The following is a 24,619-nucleotide window of genomic DNA, read 5'->3' on the forward strand; positions in this document are numbered from 1 at the left end:
TAATTGTTCTTTTTTTAGTTCAGTGTCGTTACCTGCTCATAACGGATTGACAATTGACGGCGTAACAGGTAAAAAGAAAAAAGAATTAAGGGAAAGTCTGTCAGGAGGAGATCTCATGGATAAAAATATACAATATATTCTGGAAGTTGCCCGTCAGGGCGGTATTACGAAAGCTGCCAATAAGCTTTACATCACTCCTTCAGCACTGAGCAGATTTGTGCAGGCAAGAGAAAGTGAGCTGAATGTTCTTTTGTTTCATCGTGTCGGGAAACGTTTTGTTCCGACAGAAGCCGGAAAATATTATATTCAGAAATGTCAGGAAATAGAACAGCTCCAACTGGAACTGAAGCAGCAGATGCAGCATTTTGCCAATATCAGTAATAAAGTAATTCAGATAGGTGTACAGCCTTCATTTTCTACAGTAGTCCTGGATAAAGTCCTTCCTGCGTTCAGAAAGACTTATCCGGATATGAAAATAGTTCTTCAGGAATATTCGGCAGCAAATCTTATGGAAATGCTCCGCAGGCAGGAAGTGGATGTGATTCTTGCTACGACGGATAAGAGAGATTCTGACTATGAATATCAGCTTGTAAAATCCTGCGAAACGGTTATCGCGGTGGAAAAAACTCATCCACTCATAACACAGGCTATATTACGTGAAGGATTTCGATATCCATGGATCGACCTGTCGAAATGTGCAGGAGAAGAAAACGTAATGCAGCTCCCAGGTACGACGTTTCGTCAGGAAGCAGATGAACTTTATGCCCGTAATGAGTTGATACCAAATATCGGTTACCAGATCAGTGGAACCCGTACGGGACTTGCCTGTGTTGCATGTAATCAGGCGGTTATGATCACACTGGATCATATGATCTTCAACAGTCTTTTTTCAGACAGGATTCTTCCACTTTCTGTTGGCGAGGAGCCTTTGCATACAGAACTGAATCTGGTTTTTATGAAAGATACGGTTTTCCGAAAAGAAATTCAGAAATTGTATAAGATTATCTGTAAACAGGTCAGATAATCTTGAATGAAACGAAAGATATATTGAAAAAAGCGAACTGTACTTTGCGTGAACCCTGAGATATGATTGTATTCATTGTTAAAATATTATCATATGCAAAGGAGAAAAGTATGACACCCTTACAAATTACCTTAGTGATCCTGCTGGTAACGATCATTGCTTTTGCATCAGGCAAAATTCCGATTGCAGTTATTTCATCTGGAATTATGATCGCCCTTATTCTGACAGGAGTCAGAACCCCCGAAGAAGCATTTAGTGGATTTGTTAATACAAATGTTGTTATGTTTGTTGCAATGTTTGTGATCGGTGCGGGACTTACCAAAACAAAGCTGATCGATCATGCACAGAATCTTGTTATCCGTTATAAAGAGAATCCCCGTATGCTGATCTTATTATCCTGTCTGGCTGCATCTCTTATGGCGTGTATCACAAATGCAACAGCAACTGCTGCTATTATGATTCCACTTCTTGTTGGAATTGCCAATGATATCGGAACCAGCCGCAGTAAACTTCTTTTTCCGGCTATGGCATGTGCAAATGTTGCTACTTCTATGACTTTTCTGGGACAGGGTGCCAGCAACATGACATGGAACGATATCATGATGGAAGGCGGTGCGCCGCATGCTCTGCATGTATGGGATTTTACCATTGCGCGAATTCCACTGCTTATTGTTGCAATTGCTTACATGGTTTTTATTGGTCATAAACTGATGCCGGACATTGACAACAACAAATTTGACGATAGTGCACACGGGACAGAAGCGTCTGAAAAGCTGAGTCCTTTTAAAGAAAAACTTGCTCTGATCATTGTGCTTGGCACGATCGTTCTGATGCTTTTTGAAAATGTGATCGGTATAAAAATGTACCTTATTGCGTGTGTTGGTGCAGTTCTTTTAGTACTTACCGGTGTTCTTTCCGAAAAGGAAGCACTGAATTCGATTCACCAGCCGACGATCTTTCTGTTTGCAGGTGTATTGTCTCTTTCAGATGCAATCAAAGTAACCGGAGCCGGTGACCTTGTGGCTGATCTGATGATCCGGATCCTTGGTGATACAGCAAATCCATATATTATGATGGCTGTATTCTTTATGATCCCGTTCCTGCTTACACAGGTAATGTCAAATCTTGCAACGCTGACGATTTTTATTCCGTTGGTTACATCGGCCTGCCTTAAAATTGGTGTGGATCCGCGTGCAGCAGTTGTCGGTGTCCTTACTGCAAGCTGTATCTCAATTATGACTCCGATGGCAGCACCGTGTCAGATCATGATCATTGAACCAGGCGGATATACGTTTAAGGACTATTTGAAATGCGGAACGCCGCTGGCACTGATCCTTGCATTAATGACAATCTTTCTGATGCCACTGATGTTTCCGTTTTATTAAAACACAGATTGTTCGTTTAAAAGTCCATAAGTTTTTCCTATAGTACCATACATATCATTAATTTGTTATTAGCACAGATCTTTGGATATAATAAGCACAACAAAGGAAACGCAAAGCAAAGAAGGAGGATGCAGGCAATGCCAATGACAAAACCTGGAAAGTTTGACAGCAAAGGAGCATGGGATGGCTTCCGCGGAGAAATCTGGCAGGAAGAGATCAATGTTCGTGATTTCATTCAGAAAAACTACACACCATATGATGGAGATGAAAGTTTTCTGGCAGGTCCGACTGAGAGAACTGAGAAATTATGGAACCATGTACAGAAGCTGCAGAAAGAAGAAAGAGAAAAGGGCGGTGTTCTGGAGTGTGAAACAGAAGTTGTTTCCGGTCTGACCGCTTACGGACCTGGATATATCAGCGAAGACCTCAAAGATATGGAGCAGATCGTAGGCTTACAGACAGACAAACCGCTGAAACGTGCATTCATGCCTTATGGCGGTATCCGTATGGCAGTTCAGGCTGCTGAGACTTACGGATATGAGATCAATCCGGAACTCAAAAAAATCTTCACAACTTATGTGACAACGCACAACGATGCTGTTTTTGGTGCCTACACTCCGGAAATGCGTCTTGCAAGAAAGACACACGTTGTAACAGGTCTTCCGGATACTTACGGACGTGGACGTATCGTAGGTGACTACCGTCGTGTGGCTCTTTACGGAATCGACCGTCTGATCGAGGCAAAAAAAGTAGCTCATTATCGCGCAGGATGTGGAAACATGTACGACGATGTTATCCGTATGCGTGAGGAGATCAGCCAGCAGCTCAAAGCTCTCAACGAGATGAAGAAGATGGCTGAGATCTATGGATATGATATTTCCAGACCGGCAAGAAATGCCCACGAAGCAGTTCAGTGGCTGTACTTCGGATATCTGGCAGCAGTCAAGACACAGAACGGTGCTGCAATGAGCGTCGGACGTATTTCTACATTCCTGGATATCTACATTCAGCGTGATATCGAAAAAGGAATCCTCACAGAAGACGAGGCACAGGAACTGATCGACCACATGACCATGAAATTCAGAATGGTAAAATTCGCACGTATTCCGGAATACAATCAGTTATTCTCCGGTGACCCGACATGGGTAACTCTGGAAGTCGGCGGAACAAGCCTTGACGGACGTCACATGGTTACAAAGACAGACTATCGTTTCCTTCATACTCTGGAAAACATGGGACCGAGCCCGGAACCGAATCTCACTGTTCTTTACAGCCCGAGCCTTCCGAGAGCTTTCAAAGAATATGCAGCTAAGATTTCTGTTGATACAAGCTCCATCCAGTACGAGAACGACGAAGTCATGAAACCGGAATGGGGAGATGACTACTCTATCTGCTGCTGCGTTTCCGCAACAAAGACAGGTAAAGAGATCCAGCTCTTCGGTGCCCGTGCAAACCTTGCAAAAACACTGCTGTACGCATTCAACGGTGGCTTCGATGAGAAACACAGAATCCAGTGCGGACCGGCAATGGCAAGGATCACTTCTGAATATGCGGATTATGACGAAGTTATCGAGAAATTTGACTGGTGGATGGACTGGCTCGCAGACATCTATGTAAACGTGCTCAACCTGATCCACTACATGCATGACAAATACTACTATGAAGCAGCAGAGATGGCCCTGATCGACAACGACTGTGAGCGTTCTTTTGCAACTGGTATCGCAGGATTTTCACATGTTGTAGATTCCCTCAGTGCGATCAAATACGCCAAAGTCAAGATCATCCGTGACGAAGAAGGCATTACAAAAGATTTCGAGATCGAAGGAGACTTCCCACGCTACGGAAATGACGATCCTCGTGCAGATGAGATCGCAACCTGGCTTCTGCGTACTTTCTTTGACAAGATCCGCCGTCGCCACACCTATCGTGACTCCAAACCGAGTACTTCTATCCTGACCATTACTTCCAACGTAGTATATGGAGAGGCTACAGGAGCTACACCGGACGGACGTAAAGCATATACTTCCTTTGCACCAGGTGCTTCACCGTCTTACGGCGCAGAGCAGAACGGACTTCTTGCTTCCCTGAACTCTGTTGCAAAGATTCCGTATCACTGGGCACTGGATGGTATTTCCAATACACAGACTATCAATCCGGATGCACTTGGACATGAAGAAAAAGAGCGCAAAGAAAATCTGGTAAACATCCTTGACGGATACTTCTCACAGGATGCGCATCACCTGAATGTCAATGTATTTGGCACTGAGAAACTGATCGATGCAATGGAACATCCGGAAAAAGAAGAATATCAGAACTTTACCATCCGTGTTTCCGGATACGCTGTTAAGTTCATTTCCCTGACAAAGAAACAGCAGCTTGACGTTATCGCACGTACCTGCCATAAGAGACTGTAATAAGGGACTGATATTGTTATGGCATTTGGATTTGGACCGCAGGAAATGCTGGACAGAGCACAGGTGCCGGACAAATGGCAGCTTACGCCACTCAAGAATTTCAAATCTCCCCGGATCCGGGCGAGGATGTGGCGTACTGCTCTGGCAGTATTGATCACTGCCGTAGTTTATGAATACCTCCTAAGCAAAAGAAATCCGTGTTTTGCACTGATCGGTGCAGTTTATGCGGTTGGAAGCCAGTTTGAAGAAGGCTTCCACAACGGAATCAACCGGGTGATCGGCACTCTGGTTGGCGGTCTTCTGGTGATTCCTTTTTATGAATTGTATACCAGTCAGCCCTTTGGGATCCCTGATTGGATATGGCTTGTTTCCGGTCTGTGTCTTGTGATCTGGTGTAATTTTGCACTGGGTGCAGACTCAGCGATTCAGCCTGGAAGCGTGATTTACTTTGTCGTGATCTACACGGTTGGTACGGAGCGGGTACTCCCATACACAATCGCCCGCATCCTTGATACAGGAGGAGGTGTGCTGATCGCACTTCTTTTGTATGTGCTGTTTCCCTCAAAGCACGACAGAGAAAAAGGTGTTTCTTTACTGACCTTCTGGGCTGAAACAAAAGATGCCTTTAAATCTTACATAAACAAAAACCGCACATCCCGAAAAAAAGAGCGTGAAAATTTCGGAGCGGAAGATGAAAAGTTTTACGAATTTCTTTCAAAAATAAAAGATAGACAAAAATAATGGTTGAGGGCACCCGCAGAGATGGCGGGTGTTCTTTTTGTGCGCAGAAAAGCCTGGAAAAATATTTCAGAATAAGACTGGCACTTAGATTTAAAAATTGTTAAAATCATAAATAACAACAGATTCGAAAATGACGATACATAAAATGAAACAGGAGAAAAGAATGAAAAGTACAGGATTTGCAACAATCGGAACGAGTAAGATCACAAAGAAATTCTTAAGCGCAGCAAAAGAATGCCAGGATTTTAGACTTGTGGCAGTGTATTCCCGTGATATTAAAAAAGCAGAACAGTTTGCCAGCGAGCAGGGGGCAGAGAAGTATTATGACAGTCTGGATGCACTTGCATCAGATAAGGATGTGGAGGCGGTCTATGTCGCCAGTCCGAACCACATGCATTATGAACATGCAATGAAGCTTCTGAAAGCTGGTAAACACATACTCTGCGAGAAAGCAATTGCATCCAATCATGCAGAGGCAGAAGAAATGTTCCGCATGGCACAGGAACAGGGCGTGCTCCTTTTGGAGGCTATGCGAACGGTATTCCATCCGGGAATGAGAGTGATCAGAGAAAATCTGCCCAAACTCGGGGCAATCCGCAAGGCTGCCTTCAGTTACTGTCAGTATTCGAGCCGTTATGACAGTTTCAAAGAAGGGCAGGAACATAATATTTTCAGGAGAGAATGTTCCGCCGGAGCGCTGATGGATATTGGTGTGTACAGCGTGCATGCAATGCTTTATCTCCTGGGAATGCCGGAGAAAATTACCGGATTTTCTGTCATGCTCCGCGGTGACATTGACGGAGCCGGAAATATCCTCGCGAAGTATCCGGATAAAATCGCAGAAGTATCTTATTCCAAGATCACAGATTCTTCATTACCAGGTGAGGTACAGGGAGAAAACGGAACCCTGTTATTTGGTGGAGAGAGCAACAGCCCGGAAAACGTCAGGATCGTTTACCGGGATGGAAGCGAAGAAATCCTCTGGCAGCAGGAAACAGAAAACAGCATGAAATACGAGCTGGAACATTTCCTGAAAATGATCCACGACGAGGAAGATGTGCAGCCACATACGGAACGATCCTTAAATGCCATGAAACTTATGGATGAAATGAGGAGACAGTGCGGAATCATATTTCCCGCGGATGAGAGATAATCAGATAGAAAAGCACGAGAAAAGATTCTATGATTGAAAAATTATAGGATCTTTTTTTGTACAATTATTGCAGATGAAAGAAATGAAAAGTTTTCAGAAATGAAACGAAAAATATAGCAATATATATCAAAAATGAATAATAAAAAGATGCAATACATAGAATAAATATACGAATAGCACAAAAATATTGACCGTGAAAGTGAAAAATGATATGTTTTAGATGAAAAATGAAACAAAAAATGAAAAAATCATAGAGGAGGGAGAAAATTGGTAAGAGTTGGAATCATAGGCTGTGGAAAAATCGCACAGGTTCGCCATATTCCAGAATATCTGGACAATCCGGATGTAAAACTGACAGGCCTTTATGATCTGAATCTGCAGCGTGCGAAAGAACTGGCAGATAAATATCACTGCAAGTCATATGAAAGTGTGGAAGAACTGCTTGCGGATTCGGAAATCGATGCAGTCAGTGTATGCGTAGCTAATCATGTGCATGCTGAGATCACGATTGCGGCATTGAAAGCCGGAAAACATGTGTTATGTGAAAAGCCGATGGCGACAAATCTGAAAGATTGCCAGATGATGGTAGAAACAGCTGAAAAGATGGGCAAAAAGCTGATGATCGGACAGAATCAGAGATTTGCCAAAGCACATGCGGAAGCGAAGAAACTGATTGAAAGAGGCGATATTGGAAAAGTCCTTACTTTCAAAACGACCTTTGGTCATGGTGGTCCGGAGACATGGAGCGTAGATGCAGGTCCGCATAACTGGTTTTTTGATAAGAAACGGGCAGCTATGGGAGCTATGGCAGACCTTGGAGTGCATAAGACAGATTTAATCCAGTATCTCCTTGATGATACAGTAGAAGAAACTACGGCAAAAGTAACGACGCTGGATAAAAGAGACAGTGACGGAAATCTGATCGGTGTAGACGACAATGCAATCTGCATTTACAAAATGAAAAGTGGTATCATCGGAACGATGACAGCCAGCTGGACTTATTATGGAGAGGAAGATAATTCCACAATTATTTATGGAACAGAAGGAATGCTCAAGATCTATCATGATCCGGAGTACTGCATCGAACTGATCCGTAAAGATGGCGGGAAAGTATTCTATGATATTGATCAGATTCAGACAAATGATAATCAGACAAAATCAGGAATTATTGATGCTTTTGTGGAATCTGTAGAAAACAATACAGAACCGGCTGTTCCGGGAAAAAGCGTACTCAGTGCAATGAAGGCTATTTTCGGAAGTCTGAAATCAAGCGAACTGGGCAGAACAGTTCGGATAGATGAGGAGGAATTGCTGTGAAGATAGGGTTAGTCAGTGCGATTCTTGAAAATTATGATTTCAAAAAGATGATCGATACTATCTCGGAGATGGGATATGAATGTGTAGAAGTAGCCTGCTGGCCGAATGCAAAAGCAGAAAGACGCTATGCAGGTGTCTGCCACATTGATGTATCTACACTGGATGATGCGAAAGCAGCCGAGATCCTTTCCTATTGCAAGAGCAAAAACGTTGAGATTTCTTCTCTTGCATTTTATCCGAATACCATGGATGGAAATCTGGAAAAAAGAGCTGCGAACATAGAACATCTGTACAAAGTGATCGATGCAAGTCAGAAACTCGGAATTAATCTGGTAACAACATTTATCGGTCGTGACCAGACAAAGACTGTAGAAGAAAATCTGGAACTGGTAAAAGAGATCTGGATTCCGATCGTGCGTTATGCAGAAGAAAAGAAAGTACGCATTGCGATTGAAAACTGTCCGATGCTTTTTGACGGTGACCAGTGGCCGGGTGGACAGAACCTGATGACCACACCGGTAATCTGGAGAAAAGTATTTGAGATTCTTGACAGTGATTATATCGGAATCAATTATGATCCGTCTCATTTTGTATGGCAAATGATTGATTACATCCAGCCGCTTTATGAGTTTAAAGATAAGATCTTCCATGTACATTATAAAGATATCAAACTTTTCAGAGAAAAACTGAAAGAATGCGGTACGATGGCATATCCGCTTCAGTATATGATGCCAAAACTTCCGGGACTCGGAGATGTAAATTGGGGAAAATACGTATCTGCACTGACCGATATCGGTTATAAAGGATATACCTGTATCGAAGTAGAAGACAAAGCGTTCGAGGATTCAGAAGAGAGAATTCTGGACAGCCTAAGACTTTCTCTCAGATACATGAGACAGTTTGTGATCTGAGAAAACAGAAAATATCAGAGAAAGAAATAACGCGGCAGAGAGACCGCTTATTAAAACTTAAATTCCAAAAAGGAGGAAATGAATTATGAAGAAAACAGTAGTTTGCATGCTGATCGCAGCTATGACAATGGGAAGTATGGTAACTCCTGTATTTGCAGACGGAGGAGATGCTACACATATTTATGTACTGACAGCACCGGAAGACCATGGCTGGACTGGTTCCGTAGCAACATTTGCAAAAGAAAAGATTGAAGAAGTAAATGGTGCCGGAACTTACAGCGCAGAACTGATCACATCTGCAGATGCAGCAGAACAGATCGTTAATATTGAAGATATTATTGCAGCAGGCGAAGACAATATCGCAGTTGTTATTCAGCCGATCGATGACACTGTTCAGTCTGCAATCCAGCAGCTGGTTGATGCTGAGATCCCATACGTAGCATTTGACCGTATCATTGATGGTGTGGCTGACAGCGCAGTATCCAATGTAAAAGGCGATAACGAAGGTATCGGTGCAGCAAGTGCAGCTTATTTTGTAGATGAAGGTCTGAAACCGGGCGATGCAGTTTATGTTTATGAAGGAGATACTTCTTCTGTAACAACTCTCCGTGACGGTGGATTTACCAAGTACCTGACCGGTGAACTGGAATACGATGGAAAGACAATTGCAGACGATGCAAAATGGTCAGAAGATGATCTGGATTCTATCACCTATTCAGGAGCTATGAACTGGAGCCGTTCCGATACAAAGACATCTTTTGAATCTCTTCTTGGTGATGCATCCAATGCGGACATCAAATGGTTCTATGCAGAAGATGATGAGCTGGCAATGGGAATCCTGGAAGCACTTCAGGGTGGTGGAATTGACGATGCAACAAAAGAAAAATTCCTCGGAAATGCACCTTATCTGACAGGATGCGGCGGACTGGATGAGCTTTATGCAGTACTTCGCGGCGAATCCTTCACAGATATCGCAGATCAGTTCGGTGGTATCGTATCCGTAACATACAGCCCGGCAATGATCCAGACAGCGATCCAGGATATGGTAGATTATCTGGATGGCAACGATGTAGAGCAGGATCACGTGATTGCTTGTGAGATCGTTAATAAGGACAACGTAAAAGATTATCCTTCTTTCTAAGATTGAACAGGAAACCTATAAAAGCATACTAAATACGGTAAAGGGAACTTTTTATAAAGTTCCCTTTAGCCGATAGAGGAGTAAGGAGCATCAGCCGGAAAAATCAGACAGGGAGGCGAGAATTATGAGTTTGCTGCAGATGAGAGACATCTGTAAGTCCTTCAGCGGAGTTCCTGTACTGAAAAACGTACAGCTTACAGTAGAAAAAGGAGAAGTACATGCGCTTCTCGGTGAAAATGGTGCCGGTAAGTCAACACTTATGAATGTGCTGACTGGTGTATTTCCGCGAGATAAAGGCGAAATCGAATTTGATGGGAACGAACTGAAAAATATCACGATCAGACAATCTGAGAGTCTTGGAATTGCCTTTGTACATCAGGAACTGAATCTGTTTAATGATCTGAAGGTTTATGAAAATATTTTCCTTCAAAAAGAATATACAACAAAACTGGGTCGACTGGATAAGAAAAAAATGATTCAGGAGGCGGAGAGACTGTTTCAGGAGCTGGGTGTGGACATAGATCCGACATTGCAGGTCTCAAAATTAAAAACAAGTCAGAAACAGCTGCTTGAGATATCAAAAGCATTATTTTTTAAAGCGAAGCTTCTGATTCTGGATGAGCCGACAACATCATTAAATAATGATGAAGTAGCGCATCTTTTTGAAATCGTCAATAATTTAAAGAAAAAGGGAACTTCCTTTATCTTTATTTCACATAAAATGCCGGAGATCTTCCGGCTGTCCGACCGATATACGGTATTTCGAAACGGAGAATTTATCGGAACCGGAAATATAAAAGATACGACACCGGAAGAAGTTACCCGGATGATGGTTGGTGAGAAATATTCCGATCAGGATGTGTATGAAGAGAGAAAACTGGGCGATACCATTCTGGAACTGAAAAATTTCAGTGGGGAAGGATTTCATGATATCAACCTGACTGTCAGAAAGGGCAGCATTGTAGGCCTGACCGGACTTCAGGGAGCCGGGAGCAGTGAACTGATGCAGTGTATGTTTGGTGTTACCAGGGCATATGGTGGAGAGATGCGTGTTGAGGGAGATATCATGCACGATCATACGATCCACAAAGCCATGAAGGACCGGATCGCAATGCTGGCATCCAACAGAAAAGAAAATTCGGTAATTCCGGATATGAATATTCTGGAAAATGTATATCTGTCAGAACACACACTTTCTGCATGGAAACCGATCATATCCAGAAAGCGTGAAAAGCAAAGGTATCAGAAATACAAAGATATGCTGAATATCAAAGCAAATTCCAGTGAAGATCTGATCACATCCTTAAGTGGCGGCAATCAGCAGAAAGTTTTCCTGGCACGCTGGCTGAACACAGATGCGGAAATACTTCTTCTGGATAATCCGACACAGGGAATTGATGTAGGGGCAAAAGCAGAAATCTATAAGCTGATCCTGGAGCTTGCAAAGCAGGGGAAAACGATCCTGATCAATACGCTGGAGATACCGGAGATCCAGAAAGTGGCAGATTACTGTGCGGTATTTTATAATGGAGAGATCATAAAGATTTTGAAACATCAGGAAATTGACGAGATGACAGTTATGATGTATTCAACGAATGCAGCACAGGCAGAGGAGGGAAAACAACATGAATAAAAAGAAGACAACGGTTCCTGGACGCATTGCAGGATTTTTGGGAGAAAACAGTTACATAGTTGTGTTTGTTGCTATTTTTATTGTATATGCACTGACAACAAACGGACTGACATGGAGTGGCATGATGAATGTTTTCCGTCATTCTGCTGTGATCGGTATTATCGGACTTGGAATGGGGCTGATCTGTATTACCGGAGAGATCGATCTTTCAGTAGGTTCTATGCTGGCACTGGACGGCGGTTTTTCGGTTATCATCTTTAACATGACAAACAGTATTTTGCTTACATTTTTATTTGCAGTTCTGTTTGGCGCATTCTGCGGACTTCTCAATGGGGTGATGGTAGGATGGATCCAGATGCCTGCATTTATCGTTACACTTGCAACCATGCTGATCTATCGTTCTTTTGCACAGTATTTCTGTCAGCATGTGGATAAAGCACTGATCGGAGGCGGCAGTTCGGTATATAAGATGGCAAACAGCCAGTCTTCTTATCAGACGCTTTATAATTTCGGAAATGGCAAGGTTTCTACGATTCCGATCGTTGGTCTGATCCTGATCATTATGACACTTGTTTTTGTTTATATTACGACAAGCACCAAATACGGAAAAAAAGTCTATGCAGTAGGAAGTAACATGAAAGGTGCACAGATGGCGGGAATCAATACGGCAATGGTGAAAATATCTGTATTTGTGATCGCGGGTGCACTTGTTGGAATCGGTGCTTTTCTCTGGATCGCGATGAATGCTTCCGCAGACCCGGCAACCACAGGAAACAGTTATGAAATGTACGCAATTGCAGCGGCGGTTCTCGGCGGAATCAGTATGTCCGGTGGCAGGGGAAAATGCCTGGGAATTCTGTTCGGTGCAATGTCCTATACGATTATCGATAAGATTATTGTGTCCCTTAAGATGGACTCTCTTATCAACAATGCGATCAAAGGAATCATTTTGCTTCTGGTGATCATGGTGCAGATCGTGGGACCGCAGATCAAACAGAAATTTAAGAAAGCGGAATAATATCTCTGTTAAACAGGCAGAAAATACTTTATAATTTAAGAAAACCCTGAAAAAGAGAGTATGTATGAAGAAGATAACAGTTTCTGCAATTGCCGAGAAAGCGCAGGTCTCTCCGGCAACTGTATCAAGAGTATTGAATCACAGAGAACTGGTCAAAGAGCCGACGATACGGCGGGTTGAGGAAGCCATGAGGACACTGGGATGTCAGATGGAGAATACGGTAACTGTCTCAAAAGAGACACAGCCGCTGATCGTTTTGAATATTCCCGGAATCGAGAATGTTTTTTATCAGGAAATTATTCGTGGAGCCAGAGTCTCTGCAAAAGCACATGGATGCCATCTGCTCATTCATGAATCACATCTGAATAAAGGCAATATGCTGGATTTCTGTAATCTTTTGCGAAGAGTGGATGCAGCAGGTGTAATACTTCTGAACCGGATTTCAGAAGATTCTCTGAATCAGATCCGGGCGATCGCACCATTGGTGCAGTGTTGTGAATATAATGAACATGCAGATTATCCGTATGTCAGTATTGATGACGTGCGTGCTGCGGAAAATGCCACAGAATATCTGATCGCAAATGGTGGGAATAAGGTAGCACTGATCAATGGACCGGGGAACTTCAAGTATGCCAGGAGACGTCAGGAGGGATTTATGAATGCACTGCAGAAAGCAGAGATCATGGTACCGAAGCAGTGGATCGTTCAGCTTCCGGAGGTAAACTATGAGATGGCATATGCGGCGGTCTGCAGACTGCTGAATTCTGACAGCAGACCGAATGCATTTTTTACCATATCCGATGTCTTTGCAGCGGCAGTGATCCGGGCGGCGAAGCGTTTTCACCTTCATGTACCGCGGGATATTCTGGTGGTCGGTTTTGATAACATTGAGTTATCCTCTATGACATCACCTTCGATCACAACCGTCAATCAGCCGAAATTCCAGATGGGTTATACAGCCTGTGAAATGCTTCTGGAGCTGATTGAAGATCCACAGGAAGAGATGAAGTCGCTTCTGCTTGATACAGAACTGGTGATCAGAGAATCAACATAAAAACAGAGAAATTATGAACAGAATATGCGACATTACAGAAGAAAAACACCGGAGCAGGTTATGAAATCTGTTCCGGTGTTTTCTTGAATATGTGTGCAATATTAAGGTATCACAAATGATTCTCGTATGCAGTAGCACATATTATAGAAATATTGCACATTTTATAGGATTTTAAGATCACATGCCATCTTTCAGTACATCATAGTCTCTCAATACTTTCTCGATCACAGTTCCCTTGATGAAATGAAGTACTGGTTTCAGGATAAGGTTTGCTCCAGGAATGTCGATTTCTAGTGGAGATTTACCATCCATCAGTTTGACACTGCTGCTTAAGAGTTCACGGATATCATAAACACTTCCCCATACTTCCGGCACGCCACGGTCAACGCCGAGGAGTCCGTAAACAGCTTCCATAGCAGTTCTGACAGAGTATTCTGTGGTGAATACAGTATCACGCGGAGTATCTGCGAACTGGCCGAGGAATGCGAAGTTTACACAGCCATCCGGGATAACGTCCGGGCGGTCGCCCTTGGTTCTCGGCATGAAGAATGCGGTGATATAAGGCATCATGGTCGGTACACATACAGCACTGTTTTCTGCGAGGTCCTCGATCTGATCTTCCGGAACACCAAGATGGTACAGCCATTCTTCGGTGATTTCTTTACCGGTACAGTCTTTCATTGGTTTCTTGATATAGTCGCCAGGTACGTCTGTGAACAGACCGTAAACCCATACGCAGACTTTGTCTTTGTCCTGATCCTTGAACTGTCCCTGACGGTTGATAGTCCAGCTTAAAAGCCACTTGGAATCCTGGCAGCTTACGATACCGCCTGTAACAACTTTGCCGGTACGTGGATCACGTTTGCAGATGTCCGTGATATAAGGAATGATCTTGTCATCCAGAGTTGTGACCGTTGCAGACTCCCAGTTGGTCTTGCTGATATCGGAGCAGAATTTTTCCGGATGTCCGAAGGACGGATCCTGCGCTGCGATATTTTTCCAGAGGGACCAGCAGCCGCTTGTACGAACTTCCGCATCACCATTCGGTGCATGGTTCTGATCACCGTAGATCGTACCTTCTGTACAGCTTCCGTTGGTGACGAATACGAGATCATTTTCGGTAAGGACAATGCCTTTTTCCACGCCGTTTACCTTGCATTCGATTGCAGATGCGATCTTCTTGTCGTCCTTGAATTCAAAGATCACGTTGGTAACTTCTGTGTTGAACTGGAAGTCAACGCCTGCTTCCTCCAGATATTTCTGCATAGGAAGGATCAGGGATTCGTACTGGTTGTATTTGGTGAATTTCAGGGCACTGAAATCCGGAAGTCCTGCGATATGATGGATGAAACGCTGGAAGTAGAGTTTCATTTCCAGGGCACTGTGCCAGTTTTCGAATGCGAACATGGTTCTCCAGTACAGCCAGAAGGTGGAGTTGAATACTTCATCGTCGAAAACATCTTCGATGGTCTTATCGTAGAGGTCTTCGTCCTTTGTCATGAAGAGTTTCATGATCTCCATGCAGCCCTTCTGGCTGAGGTTGAACTTGCCGTCTGTATGAGCATCTTCGCCACGGTTTACGGTTGCACGGCAGAGAGAGTAGTTCGGGTCATGTTTGTTCAGCCAGTAGTATTCGTCCAGAACAGAAACGCCAGGTGTCTCAATGGAAGGAATGCTGCGGAACAGATCCCAGAGGCATTCGAAGTGGTTTTCCATCTCACGGCCGCCTCTCATGATGTAGCCGCGTGTCGGATCAAAGATACCGTCGCAGGCACCACCGGCAATGTCCATAGCTTCGAGGATATGGATATGGGAACCAGGCATCTGTGCGTCACGGACAAGGAAGCAGGCAGCAGCGAGAGATGCCAGACCACTTCCGACGATGTAAGCGTGTTTGTCATCTACGCCTTCCGGTTTCTCCGGGCGGGCAAATGCTTCGTAGTTACCATTTGTATAGTAGATGCCTTTGCTGTTTTTTTCATATTTGCCACGTTCTGTATTTCGGTAGTCAGAGCGGGAAGCTTCGGCTTTTTTTGCCTTTGTAGCTTTGATCTCTTTATTTTCCTGAGAGTTTTTTGCGAGCATTGCGGCTGCTCCGGCTCCTGCTGCAAGTGCGACACCAAGTTTTAATCCTTTTTTAGACATATAAAAAACCACCTTTCATTTATTTGTGATGATGTGTTTCTTTGTTCTTTGTGTCTTTTATAGTATTGCCATTTGCAGATGAATTCAATTGACAAAAAATCTGGAATGAGTAAAAACTTATCATTTGTCGTGTTTTGTAAAGTTCTGGATAGAATTTGTGATGTTTCCATGTAGTGTGATGCACATATTTTCACAGATAGAAGTATAATCGGATTTCATTCCATGGCAGATCCAGTCGAGCATGATGCCGACAAAACTGTATTTATAAAAATCAGCAATGAAACTTTTTTGTTCTTTTGCAAGCGAAGTGCCTTCTGCCTGTTCTTCAACAACACCCATGATCAGGTCGTGGGTGAGCTGAAAAAGAAAGTTTTCAATCTGTTCACGGTGAACGGAACTGTAGGCATTCATAATAAAGGGTTTGTTTTCGTAGACGGCCTCAAAAATCTGAAGGAGTCCCTCCTGCCAGGTATCATACGTCTTTTTACCCTGGAGGGCCTTACGTGATTCTTCGAGGCATGTCCATTCGACGAGATCATAGATATCTTTAAAATGATAATAAAATGCCATGCGGCTGATTCCGCAGTCAGTGGTAAGGTCGTTGATCGTGATCTTGGTAAGCGGTTTCTTTAAAAGCAGTTTTTTCAGAGATTCGGCAAGGGCACGTTTGGTGATATTGGACATGACAGTTCCTCCACAGTAGCGTTTTTTTGTTGATATTTGTATTATACAAAAGGCGTCTGAATCGGGCAAGAGTTGTTAAGGGGAATATTGATAACAGCGTATAAATCGGTTATAATCATAAATAAAATGACAATTTTAAGTATAATATTGTTGTTCAGGAGAAGGGTATGAATAAAAAAAGTATGACGTCGAGGGATTTTGCGAAACTGATCGGGGTATCACAGTCAACTGTTTCAAGAGCATTAAATAACAGTGATCTGGTGACTCCGGAGAAAAAGGAATACATTCTGCGCAAGGCCAGGGAGTACAATTTTCAGCTTAACAGTCAGGCTCAGAGCTTGAGGACGAGCAAAACGGGAACAATAGGAATTATGTTTCCCAAGCATTTTGTCGGTATGACAGAAAACAGTATGCTTGCTTATATTTATGATGAGATCCAGAGAGAATTAAGCCATTTCGATTATGATATAATGGTTATCTATTATGACCGTGATGCAGATGATTTTTCTAGCTTTGAGAGAATTGTCCGTAAGAAAAAAGTAGACGGATTTCTTGTATTGAGAATGGAACTTTCTGACAATGAAATTGAGCTCATAGAGGAATTTCATGTTCCGTGCGTGTTCATGATGAATGCGGGCAGTAAGATACGTGAAAATCTGAATTACTATTTTTCAGACAGTTACTATGGCGGCTATCTTGCCGGAAAGTATTATGGGGGATTTCCGGAGTACAGAAAGATACATATAACAGTAAGCGACGAAAAATCGGATGCCAGGAGACGTATGGAAGGATACCGGGCAGGACTGGCAGAATGTGGATACACTCTTGATGAAAATGATATTTTTGACTGCAAGATCGGAATTGGCAGTGCATATGAATGTGCCGTCAGAAATATAGAGGAGTTTACAAAAGAAAAAACAGCTATTTTTACTTACAGCGATATTGTAGGACTTGGTGTTGTGCAGGCACTGAGAAACCATAATATAAAAATTCCGGAGCTGGTTCAGGTGCTGGGGATGGATGATGTACCGTTGTCCTCTGTACTGATACCGAAGATGAGCACGATACATGTTGAAGTTGATACAATGGTGAGCAAGGCATGTGGACTTCTGCTGAAGCTGATCAGTGGAGAGAGCATAAGTGCACATGAATGGATCAGACCGCATCTTGAGATCCGGGATACAACGGTCAGATAAGAAATATAAGAAAACAGTGTCATTTTTTGATACTGTTTTTTTTGTTTGACTAAAATATACAAAACGGACAAAAAACAATATGTTATAAACAAAATAAAGGGTGAAATATGTATATCTTACAAAAATAATAAAAAAATATTATTGAATATAACCAAAAAAGGAGAAGGTAACAGGAAACTTATTGACAAAAATTATTATTCATGATATAAATAAAACATCAAATGAATACGTATTCAAAAACAAGGCAGGCAGCTAACACAAATGAATAACAGGAGGTTTTTATATGAAGAGAAGATTGGCATTAGCAGTAGCAGCATGTATGCTTGCAGGAACAATTGCTGTTCCGGTAAGTGCAGATGAACTGAAAGGTTCCGGAGAAAAACTGATCGTTGGAACAATGGCAAACTCACTGGGACTTCCGGTACACTGGGCTCAGGAAAAAGGATATTTTGAAGATGCAGGACTGGACGTAGATATTGAAATCTTTGCAACAGGTGCACCGATCAATGAAGCAATGGCAGCAGGAGAACTTGATGTGGCTGTCAGCGGAATGGCTTCCATTTATGCACTGGGAACAGGAATGTATACATATATTGGTGATGGTGTTATCACAACAGGCGGTGAAGCAATTTATGTAAGAGAAGACAGCGACATAGCAAAAGCAGGTGCGGATGAAGATGGAATCATTGGAAGTGCAGAGACATTAAAGGGAACTTCCATTCTTGGACCTCTGGCAACAACAGCTCATTATCAGGCAATCAAATATATGGAACATTTTGGATTGACAGCGGATGATTTCAGCATGGTTTCCATGGATTATCCACAGGCATATCAGGCATTTGTTACAGGAGAAGGAGACCTGATTGCCAACAAGATGCCATATACAAATCAGCTTGAAGAAGCAGGTTACGTAAAAGTATGTGACATGAATATGGTTTCTGACAGCCCGATCATTGATACCATTTTCACACAGAACGATGTGGCAGAAGAGAGAAAAGATGATCTGACACTGTTCCTGGAATGCTACTATAAGGCATGTGAAGATATCATGGCAAATGAAGATGAACGAAAAGAAGTTGCAATGCAGTGGTATGCAGACGAAGGAATCACATACAGCGATACGGATATGAATACTGAAGTAGAAGTAAAAGACTACTTCACGCGAGACACTGTAGATACAGATGAAAATCAGTTAGGTGCATTTATGTTGAATATCGGCGAGTTCTATGTAGATCAGGAAATGCTCACAGAAGACGATATCAAAAATGTAGAAAACAGCATTGATAAATCTTTTATTGAGACAGTAAAAAGCAGAAATACAGAATCCTGATAGAAAATAGCCGAATTATTTGTGGGACGATTTTGATTCAACAGAATTGAAAATCAGTCCCACAAGTAATATGAGAGGAAATATGGAGGAAATTATGAAGCAAAAGAATAATAATACGAAATATTTTTGTATTTCCGTTGCCTCGGTTTGTACGGTGATCATAATCTGGTATCTGTGCATCAATGTATTTCATATGAAATCAGAAACCGTATTTCCGGGACCGGTAAAGGTTTTTAATACGTTTTTGGACAAGCTGCATACGAAAGCACCGGATGGGGCAACTTTGCAGGCACATCTGTGGTCCAGTATCAAGGTGGCACTGTTGGGATATGCATTGGGCGCGATCGTAGGAGTTCCGCTTGGAATAGCGATGGCATGGAACAAATGGGTAGACAGATTTGTAAGACCATTGTTTGACTTGATCCGTCCGATTCCGGGACTTGCATGGATTCCAATGTTTATTTTGCTGTTTGGTATTGGAATTACTTCAAAAGCACTGGTTATCTTTCTGGGGGCACTGATCGCTTGTATTGTAAACAGCTACACAGGAATACGTCAGACAAAAGAGACACATTTGTGGGTTGGAGATGTTTTTGGAGCATCAGACAGTCAGAAACTCTTTAAAATTGCAATTCCGACAGCACTTCCAATGATCTTTACCGGACTTCGTGTAGCTCTTGGAACATCCTGGACAGCACTGGTTGCGGCTGAACTTCTTGCATCTACAAAAGGACTTGGATATATGATCCAGCAGGCAAGAGCGATTTCCAGACCGGATATCATTATTGTAGGAATGTTGGCGATAGGCGCAGTAGGAGCAGTATTTGATGCATTGCTGCATCTGGTGGAAATTCATGTTGCGAAAGGAATGAATGCAAAATGACAAACGGAAAAAAACTATCTGAAAAATCAATAGGTGCTGTCTGTGCTGTGATTTCCATAGGTGCATTTGTCATTTTATGGTACTGGGGAACACAGGCTACACAGCTTGGGTTACTCATTCCGGGACCTGTTGATGTATTAAAAGCTGTAGGCGCAGGCATTGTAGGAAAAGTCGGACGTCATAGTATTCTGGCACATGCGGGATACAGTCTGATGCGAGTAATGATCGGATTTATCATTGGTTCGGTAGTTGGTGTGGTACTTGGACTTTTGATGGGCTGGTATCGGGTTGCGGAAGCGATTTTTAATCCGCTGTTCAGAATTATCCGCCCGATTCCTCCGATCGCGTGGATTCCGATTTCCATTATCTGGTTCGGACTTGGAGAAGATGCGAAGATCTTCCTGATTTTCCTGGCATCATTTTCCAATACAACATTAAACTCTATGGCAGGAGCCAGAAGTGTTGATCCGGAAATTGTCAATGCAGCGAGAATGCTTGGCGCAAGTGAACGTAAAATCTTTACTACGATCGTGCTTCCTGCTTCTGTACCAAATATTTTTGCAGGATTACAGGTTGCGATTTCAAGCAGCTGGGCAACCGTACTGGCAGCAGAGATGGTAAGATCTTCAGAAGGTCTTGGTTGGATGATTGTAGCCGGAATGAATAACAATGACATGATACAGATCCTTTCCGGAATCGTGATGATCGGTGTTGTTGGTTATATTCTGGCGATTATAATGCGAAGAGCGGAGGATGTATTATGCCGATGGAACAAGAGCGGAAAATAAATCACAATATTATTGTAGAATGTAAAGATGTGAGCAAAACCTTTATTACTCCGGAGGGAGAACATCCGGTAGTTAAAAATTTTGAACTGGAAGCAAGAGAAAACGAATTTCTGGTTCTTTTCGGACCTGGACAGTGCGGTAAGACAACGATCATTAATATGATTGCCGGATTTGAAAAAGCAACGGTCGGAAGCATGAAATTTATGGGAAAAGAAATTACAAAACCGGATCCTTCCAGAGGAGTTGTATTTCAGTCGACAGCACTTTTTCCATGGATGACTACAATGGGAAACGTGGAATATGGCTTAAAAATGGCGGGAGTTCCCAAAGCAGAAAGACAGAAGCGCGCACAGAAATACATTGATCTTGTTGGCCTGAATGGATTTGAGAAGTCTTTCCCGGTGCAGCTGTCAGGAGGTATGAGACAGCGAGTTGGTATTGCACGGGCTTACTGCAATGAACCAAAATTAATGCTTATGGACGAACCGTTCGGAGCACTGGATGCGCAGACAAGATATTTGATGCAGGAGGAGTTGCAGAGAATCTGGGAAGCAGAAAAACGAACCGTCATTTTTGTAACAAATAATATTGAAGAGGCTCTTTATCTGGCAGACAGAATTCTGGTGCTTACGAATTGCCCGGCAACCGTAAAAAAAGAATATATTATTGATCTGCCAAGACCGAGAAATCTGGTTTCCCCGGAATTCCTGGCTCTCCGTAAAGAGATAACCAGTGTTCTGGACAGTACATTATAGGGAGATGGTATACAATGAGTGAAAAAAAGGCGAAAGTAAAAGTAAATCATCTGACAAAGAAATTTGGAGACCTACTTGTATTAAATGATATGTCTTTTGATGTAGAGGACGGAGATCTTTTGTGTGTAGTTGGTCCTACAGGCTGTGGAAAAACAACGTTCCTGAACAGTCTTACAAAGATTTATGACATTACAGAGGGAGAAATTCTTTTAAATGGAGAACAGGTAGATCCGAAAAAACAGAATATTGCGTATATCTTTCAGGGAGATTCCACCATGCCATGGCTTACGGTAGAAGAAAATGTCCGTTTTGGCCTTGATATCAAGAAAATTCCTGAAGCAAGAAAAAAAGAACAGGTAGACAAATATCTGGAAATCGTAGGTCTTACAAAATACAGAAAATATTATCCGAAACAGCTTTCGGCAAGTATGCTTCAGCGAGTGAGTATTGCAAGAGCATTTGCAACGGAGCCAGAGCTCCTTTTGATGGACGAACCATATGGACAGCTGGATATCGAACTTCGTTTTAAGCTGGAAGATGAACTGGTAAAACTCTGGCAGATGACAGGGACAACGGTTCTGTTTATTACCCATAATATTGAAGAAGCAGTTTATCTTGGAAATAAGATTATGATTCTTACCAACAAACCGACTACGGTAAAGAAAACACTGATCAATGATCTTCCAAGACCGAGAGACATTGCGGCACCGGAGTTTGTTAAACTGAGAAATGAAGTTACAGAATTGATTAAATGGTGGTAGAGAGGTGAACCTATGAGGGCAATTACTGTTATGTATGATTCGCTGAACAGAAAATACCTTCCAAATTATGGAGATAATCTGTCGATCATGCCGAATTTTCGCCGACTGGCGGAAAGAACCGTTACGTTTGATAATTTTTATGTAGGAAGTCTGCCCTGTATTCCTGCACGAAGAGAACTTCATACAGGCAGATACAATTTCCTGCACAGATGCTGGGGACCACTGGAACCTTTTGATGATTCTATTGCATCTATGCTGGGAAAAAACGGAATATATACGCATTGTGTGACAGATCACGCGCATTACTGGCAGGAAGGTGGAAGTACTTATCATACCAAGTTTGCATCATGTGAGATGATAAGAGGCCAGGAAGGAGACTTCTGGAAAGGCGAAGCAAAAGGATTTAAAGAAAACATAGATCTTCATCGTCAGGATGAAGTAAACAGAAAGTACATGCAGGGAGAAGAAAACCATCCGCATGTGAAAACGTGTCAGGCAGGACTTGAATTTCTTGAAAAAAACTATCAGGAAGATAACTGGTATTTACATATAGAATATTTTGATCCTCATGAACCTTATTTTGTGCCGGATAAATACAAAAAAATGTATACGGATAAAGAGCAGCCGTTTGACTGGCCTTTTTATGGAGAAGTGAGTGAAGATTCAGAAGAAGTAAATGAAGCAAGAACAAATTACAGGGCAGTTCTTTCGATGATAGATGCATACTTTGGAAAAATCCTGGATTTTATGGATGAACATGATATGTGGAAAGATACCATGCTGATCGTCAATACAGATCATGGATACATGCTGGGTGAACATGGCTTCTTCGGGAAAAACTATATGCCTAATTATGATCAGATCGTTCATACACCATTTTTTATCTGGAATCCTGCAATTGGCTGTGCGGGTGAGAGACGTTCGCAGCTTTGCCAGACGATTGACATTGCACCTACGATCCTGGATTACTTTGGAATTGCACCGACATCTGATATGAAAGGAAGATCACTTTTCCCTGTATTAAAGAATGAAGAGACAATTCACGATTACATTCTGTTTGGTTACTTCGGAAAGCATGTCAATATTACAGATGGAAGATATGTATACATGCGTGCCGGACGAGAAGAGAAGGACTGTCTGAATAACTATACGATTGTTCCATTACATATGTTTGAACCGTTTTCTGTAGAAGAACTTCAGGCAGCAGATGTTGAAATGGTAAAAGACTTTGGATTTACAAAAGGAATACCGGTTATGAAGATACCGGCATCCGGGGCAACATCTCCGAACAATTCGTGCTATCAGTATGAAGAACACATGAAATATGGAGATCTGTTGTTTGACCTGAAGAATGATCCGGATCAGAATACCTCTGTTACAGATAAGGAAGTGGAAGAAAGAATGCTACAGGCTATGCAGGAACTTATGGAGGAAAATGAAGCACCACAGGAACTGTATGACCGCATAGGACTGAAAATGAGGTAGACAAATGATTTTTCTGTTATTTGGTCTGATCTGTTTTGGGGCTTCCGTTGTCGGTGCGATCTGCGGCATTGGCGGTGGTGTGATCATAAAACCTGTGCTGGATGCATTCGGGATCCTCGATGTTGAGACCATCAGCTTTCTGTCTGGGTGTACAGTGCTTTCGATGACCACATACTCGGTCCTCAAAAGCAAATGCAGCAAAAAGTCCTGCATAGATCAGAAAATAGGGTTTCCTCTGGCTGTTGGAGCCTCGGCAGGCGGGATTATCGGAAAATGGCTGTTTTCATTTGCAACGGCCTTAAGTCCTGATAAAAACAAAATAGGTGCAGTGCAGGCTGGATGCCTTTTACTTGTTACAGTGGGCACTTTATTGTACACCGTGTACAAGAAAAAAATTGCAACCAGAAATATAAGGGCTGCAGGAGTCTGCATCATTATCGGACTGCTTTTGGGAATCATGTCTTCATTTCTTGGCATTGGAGGCGGTCCGGTCAATCTGGTAGTGCTGTTTTACTTTTTTTCCATGGATACAAAGACAGCAGCCGAAAATTCACTGTATATCATTTTCTTTTCACAGATAACAAGTCTGCTGCTGTCACTTTTTACAGGCAGAATACCGGAATTTTCTATTGGAATTCTGATACTTATGGCTGGTGGCGGTATTCTGGGAGGAATCGTGGGAAGAGCATTGAATCAGAAAATCTCAGAAAAGACAGTAGAGAAACTTTTCATCATTTTAATGATCGTGATTATTTTTATAAATGTATTCAATATATTCAAATTTATGAATTAGGAGGATGA

At 42.5% G+C, this 24,619-nt stretch carries 21 protein-coding genes; 19 read left to right on the forward strand and 2 right to left on the reverse strand.

What is annotated here, in order from left to right; all coding sequences use genetic code 11:
- Positions 1–115 precede the first annotated feature (115 nt).
- The 11 genes from KQI91_RS05025 to KQI91_RS05075 all read left to right on the forward strand — a co-directional run bounded on the left by KQI91_RS05025 (position 116) and on the right by KQI91_RS05075 (position 13,791).
- The gene (locus tag KQI91_RS05025) at positions 116–1,024 is read left to right on the forward strand and encodes a LysR family transcriptional regulator (RefSeq protein WP_216391759.1); all 909 of its coding nucleotides are present in this window, start codon (positions 116–118) and stop codon (positions 1,022–1,024) included.
- Positions 1,025–1,134: 110 nt separating this feature from the next.
- On the forward strand, positions 1,135–2,409 hold the full coding sequence (locus KQI91_RS05030) for an SLC13 family permease (RefSeq protein ID WP_253288361.1): 1,275 nt from the start codon (positions 1,135–1,137) through the stop codon (positions 2,407–2,409).
- 137 nt (positions 2,410–2,546) lie between these two features.
- The gene (pflB, locus tag KQI91_RS05035; RefSeq protein ID WP_216391761.1) at positions 2,547–4,823 is read left to right on the forward strand and encodes a formate C-acetyltransferase; all 2,277 of its coding nucleotides are present in this window, start codon (positions 2,547–2,549) and stop codon (positions 4,821–4,823) included.
- A gap of 18 nt (positions 4,824–4,841) precedes the next feature.
- Complete coding sequence (locus tag KQI91_RS05040; protein ID WP_216391762.1) at positions 4,842–5,564, forward strand: FUSC family protein; 723 nt, start codon at positions 4,842–4,844, stop codon at positions 5,562–5,564.
- Positions 5,565–5,727: 163 nt separating this feature from the next.
- On the forward strand, positions 5,728–6,717 hold the full coding sequence (locus KQI91_RS05045; RefSeq protein ID WP_216391763.1) for a Gfo/Idh/MocA family protein: 990 nt from the start codon (positions 5,728–5,730) through the stop codon (positions 6,715–6,717).
- 267 nt (positions 6,718–6,984) lie between these two features.
- A complete protein-coding gene (locus KQI91_RS05050) occupies positions 6,985–8,034 on the forward strand; it encodes a Gfo/Idh/MocA family protein (protein WP_216391764.1) in 1,050 nt (349 codons plus the stop codon).
- Complete coding sequence (locus KQI91_RS05055) at positions 8,031–8,945, forward strand: sugar phosphate isomerase/epimerase family protein (RefSeq protein ID WP_216391765.1); 915 nt, start codon at positions 8,031–8,033, stop codon at positions 8,943–8,945. The genes KQI91_RS05050 and KQI91_RS05055 overlap by 4 nt, the downstream gene beginning before the upstream one ends.
- A gap of 85 nt (positions 8,946–9,030) precedes the next feature.
- Positions 9,031–10,086, forward strand: coding sequence for a substrate-binding domain-containing protein (locus tag KQI91_RS05060; RefSeq protein ID WP_216391766.1), 1,056 nt, complete (start codon positions 9,031–9,033; stop codon positions 10,084–10,086).
- 124 nt (positions 10,087–10,210) lie between these two features.
- Positions 10,211–11,719 (forward strand): sugar ABC transporter ATP-binding protein, encoded by a 1,509-nt coding sequence (locus tag KQI91_RS05065; protein ID WP_216391767.1) that lies wholly within the window; start codon positions 10,211–10,213, stop codon positions 11,717–11,719.
- Entirely contained in the window at positions 11,712–12,737 is a 1,026-nt protein-coding gene (locus tag KQI91_RS05070; RefSeq protein ID WP_216391768.1) for an ABC transporter permease, read from the forward strand. The genes KQI91_RS05065 and KQI91_RS05070 overlap by 8 nt, the downstream gene beginning before the upstream one ends.
- Positions 12,738–12,801: 64 nt before the next feature.
- Positions 12,802–13,791 (forward strand): LacI family DNA-binding transcriptional regulator, encoded by a 990-nt coding sequence (locus tag KQI91_RS05075; protein ID WP_216391769.1) that lies wholly within the window; start codon positions 12,802–12,804, stop codon positions 13,789–13,791.
- Between the two features lie 177 nt (positions 13,792–13,968).
- Here the strand turns inward: KQI91_RS05075 and KQI91_RS05080 are convergent, their stop codons facing one another.
- Positions 13,969–15,936 carry an oleate hydratase gene (locus tag KQI91_RS05080; protein ID WP_216391770.1) on the reverse strand — a complete coding sequence of 656 codons (1,968 nt, stop codon included), beginning with the start codon at positions 15,934–15,936 and terminating at the stop codon, positions 13,969–13,971.
- A gap of 120 nt (positions 15,937–16,056) precedes the next feature.
- Positions 16,057–16,620, reverse strand: a complete 564-nt coding sequence (locus KQI91_RS05085; protein ID WP_216391771.1) for a TetR/AcrR family transcriptional regulator — start codon at positions 16,618–16,620, stop codon at positions 16,057–16,059.
- A 167-nt stretch (positions 16,621–16,787) separates the two neighbouring features.
- On the opposite strand from KQI91_RS05085, the gene KQI91_RS05090 reads away from it, so the two are divergent.
- The 8 genes from KQI91_RS05090 (at position 16,788) to KQI91_RS05125 (ending at position 24,611) form a co-directional block, all read left to right on the forward strand.
- Positions 16,788–17,816 carry a LacI family DNA-binding transcriptional regulator gene (locus tag KQI91_RS05090; RefSeq protein ID WP_216391772.1) on the forward strand — a complete coding sequence of 343 codons (1,029 nt, stop codon included), beginning with the start codon at positions 16,788–16,790 and terminating at the stop codon, positions 17,814–17,816.
- A 283-nt stretch (positions 17,817–18,099) separates the two neighbouring features.
- Entirely contained in the window at positions 18,100–19,146 is a 1,047-nt protein-coding gene (locus KQI91_RS05095) for an ABC transporter substrate-binding protein (RefSeq protein ID WP_216391773.1), read from the forward strand.
- A 94-nt stretch (positions 19,147–19,240) separates the two neighbouring features.
- On the forward strand, positions 19,241–20,029 hold the full coding sequence (locus KQI91_RS05100) for an ABC transporter permease (RefSeq protein WP_216391774.1): 789 nt from the start codon (positions 19,241–19,243) through the stop codon (positions 20,027–20,029).
- Positions 20,026–20,817 (forward strand): ABC transporter permease, encoded by a 792-nt coding sequence (locus KQI91_RS05105; protein ID WP_216391775.1) that lies wholly within the window; start codon positions 20,026–20,028, stop codon positions 20,815–20,817. Before KQI91_RS05100 ends, KQI91_RS05105 begins: the two co-directional genes overlap by 4 nt.
- Positions 20,796–21,572 carry an ABC transporter ATP-binding protein gene (locus tag KQI91_RS05110; RefSeq protein WP_216391799.1) on the forward strand — a complete coding sequence of 259 codons (777 nt, stop codon included), beginning with the start codon at positions 20,796–20,798 and terminating at the stop codon, positions 21,570–21,572. Before KQI91_RS05105 ends, KQI91_RS05110 begins: the two co-directional genes overlap by 22 nt.
- Before the next feature lie 14 nt (positions 21,573–21,586).
- On the forward strand, positions 21,587–22,333 hold the full coding sequence (locus KQI91_RS05115; RefSeq protein WP_216391776.1) for an ABC transporter ATP-binding protein: 747 nt from the start codon (positions 21,587–21,589) through the stop codon (positions 22,331–22,333).
- Positions 22,334–22,345: 12 nt separating this feature from the next.
- Positions 22,346–23,818: a sulfatase-like hydrolase/transferase gene (locus tag KQI91_RS05120; protein ID WP_216391777.1), complete on the forward strand. Its 1,473-nt coding sequence runs from the start codon at positions 22,346–22,348 to the stop codon at positions 23,816–23,818.
- Positions 23,819–23,822: 4 nt separating this feature from the next.
- Complete coding sequence (locus tag KQI91_RS05125; protein ID WP_216391778.1) at positions 23,823–24,611, forward strand: sulfite exporter TauE/SafE family protein; 789 nt, start codon at positions 23,823–23,825, stop codon at positions 24,609–24,611.
- Positions 24,612–24,619 lie beyond the last annotated feature (8 nt).

Source organism: Blautia sp. MSJ-19, assembly GCF_018918125.1.
In the GTDB taxonomy this organism is placed as follows: domain Bacteria; phylum Bacillota; class Clostridia; order Lachnospirales; family Lachnospiraceae; genus Blautia_A.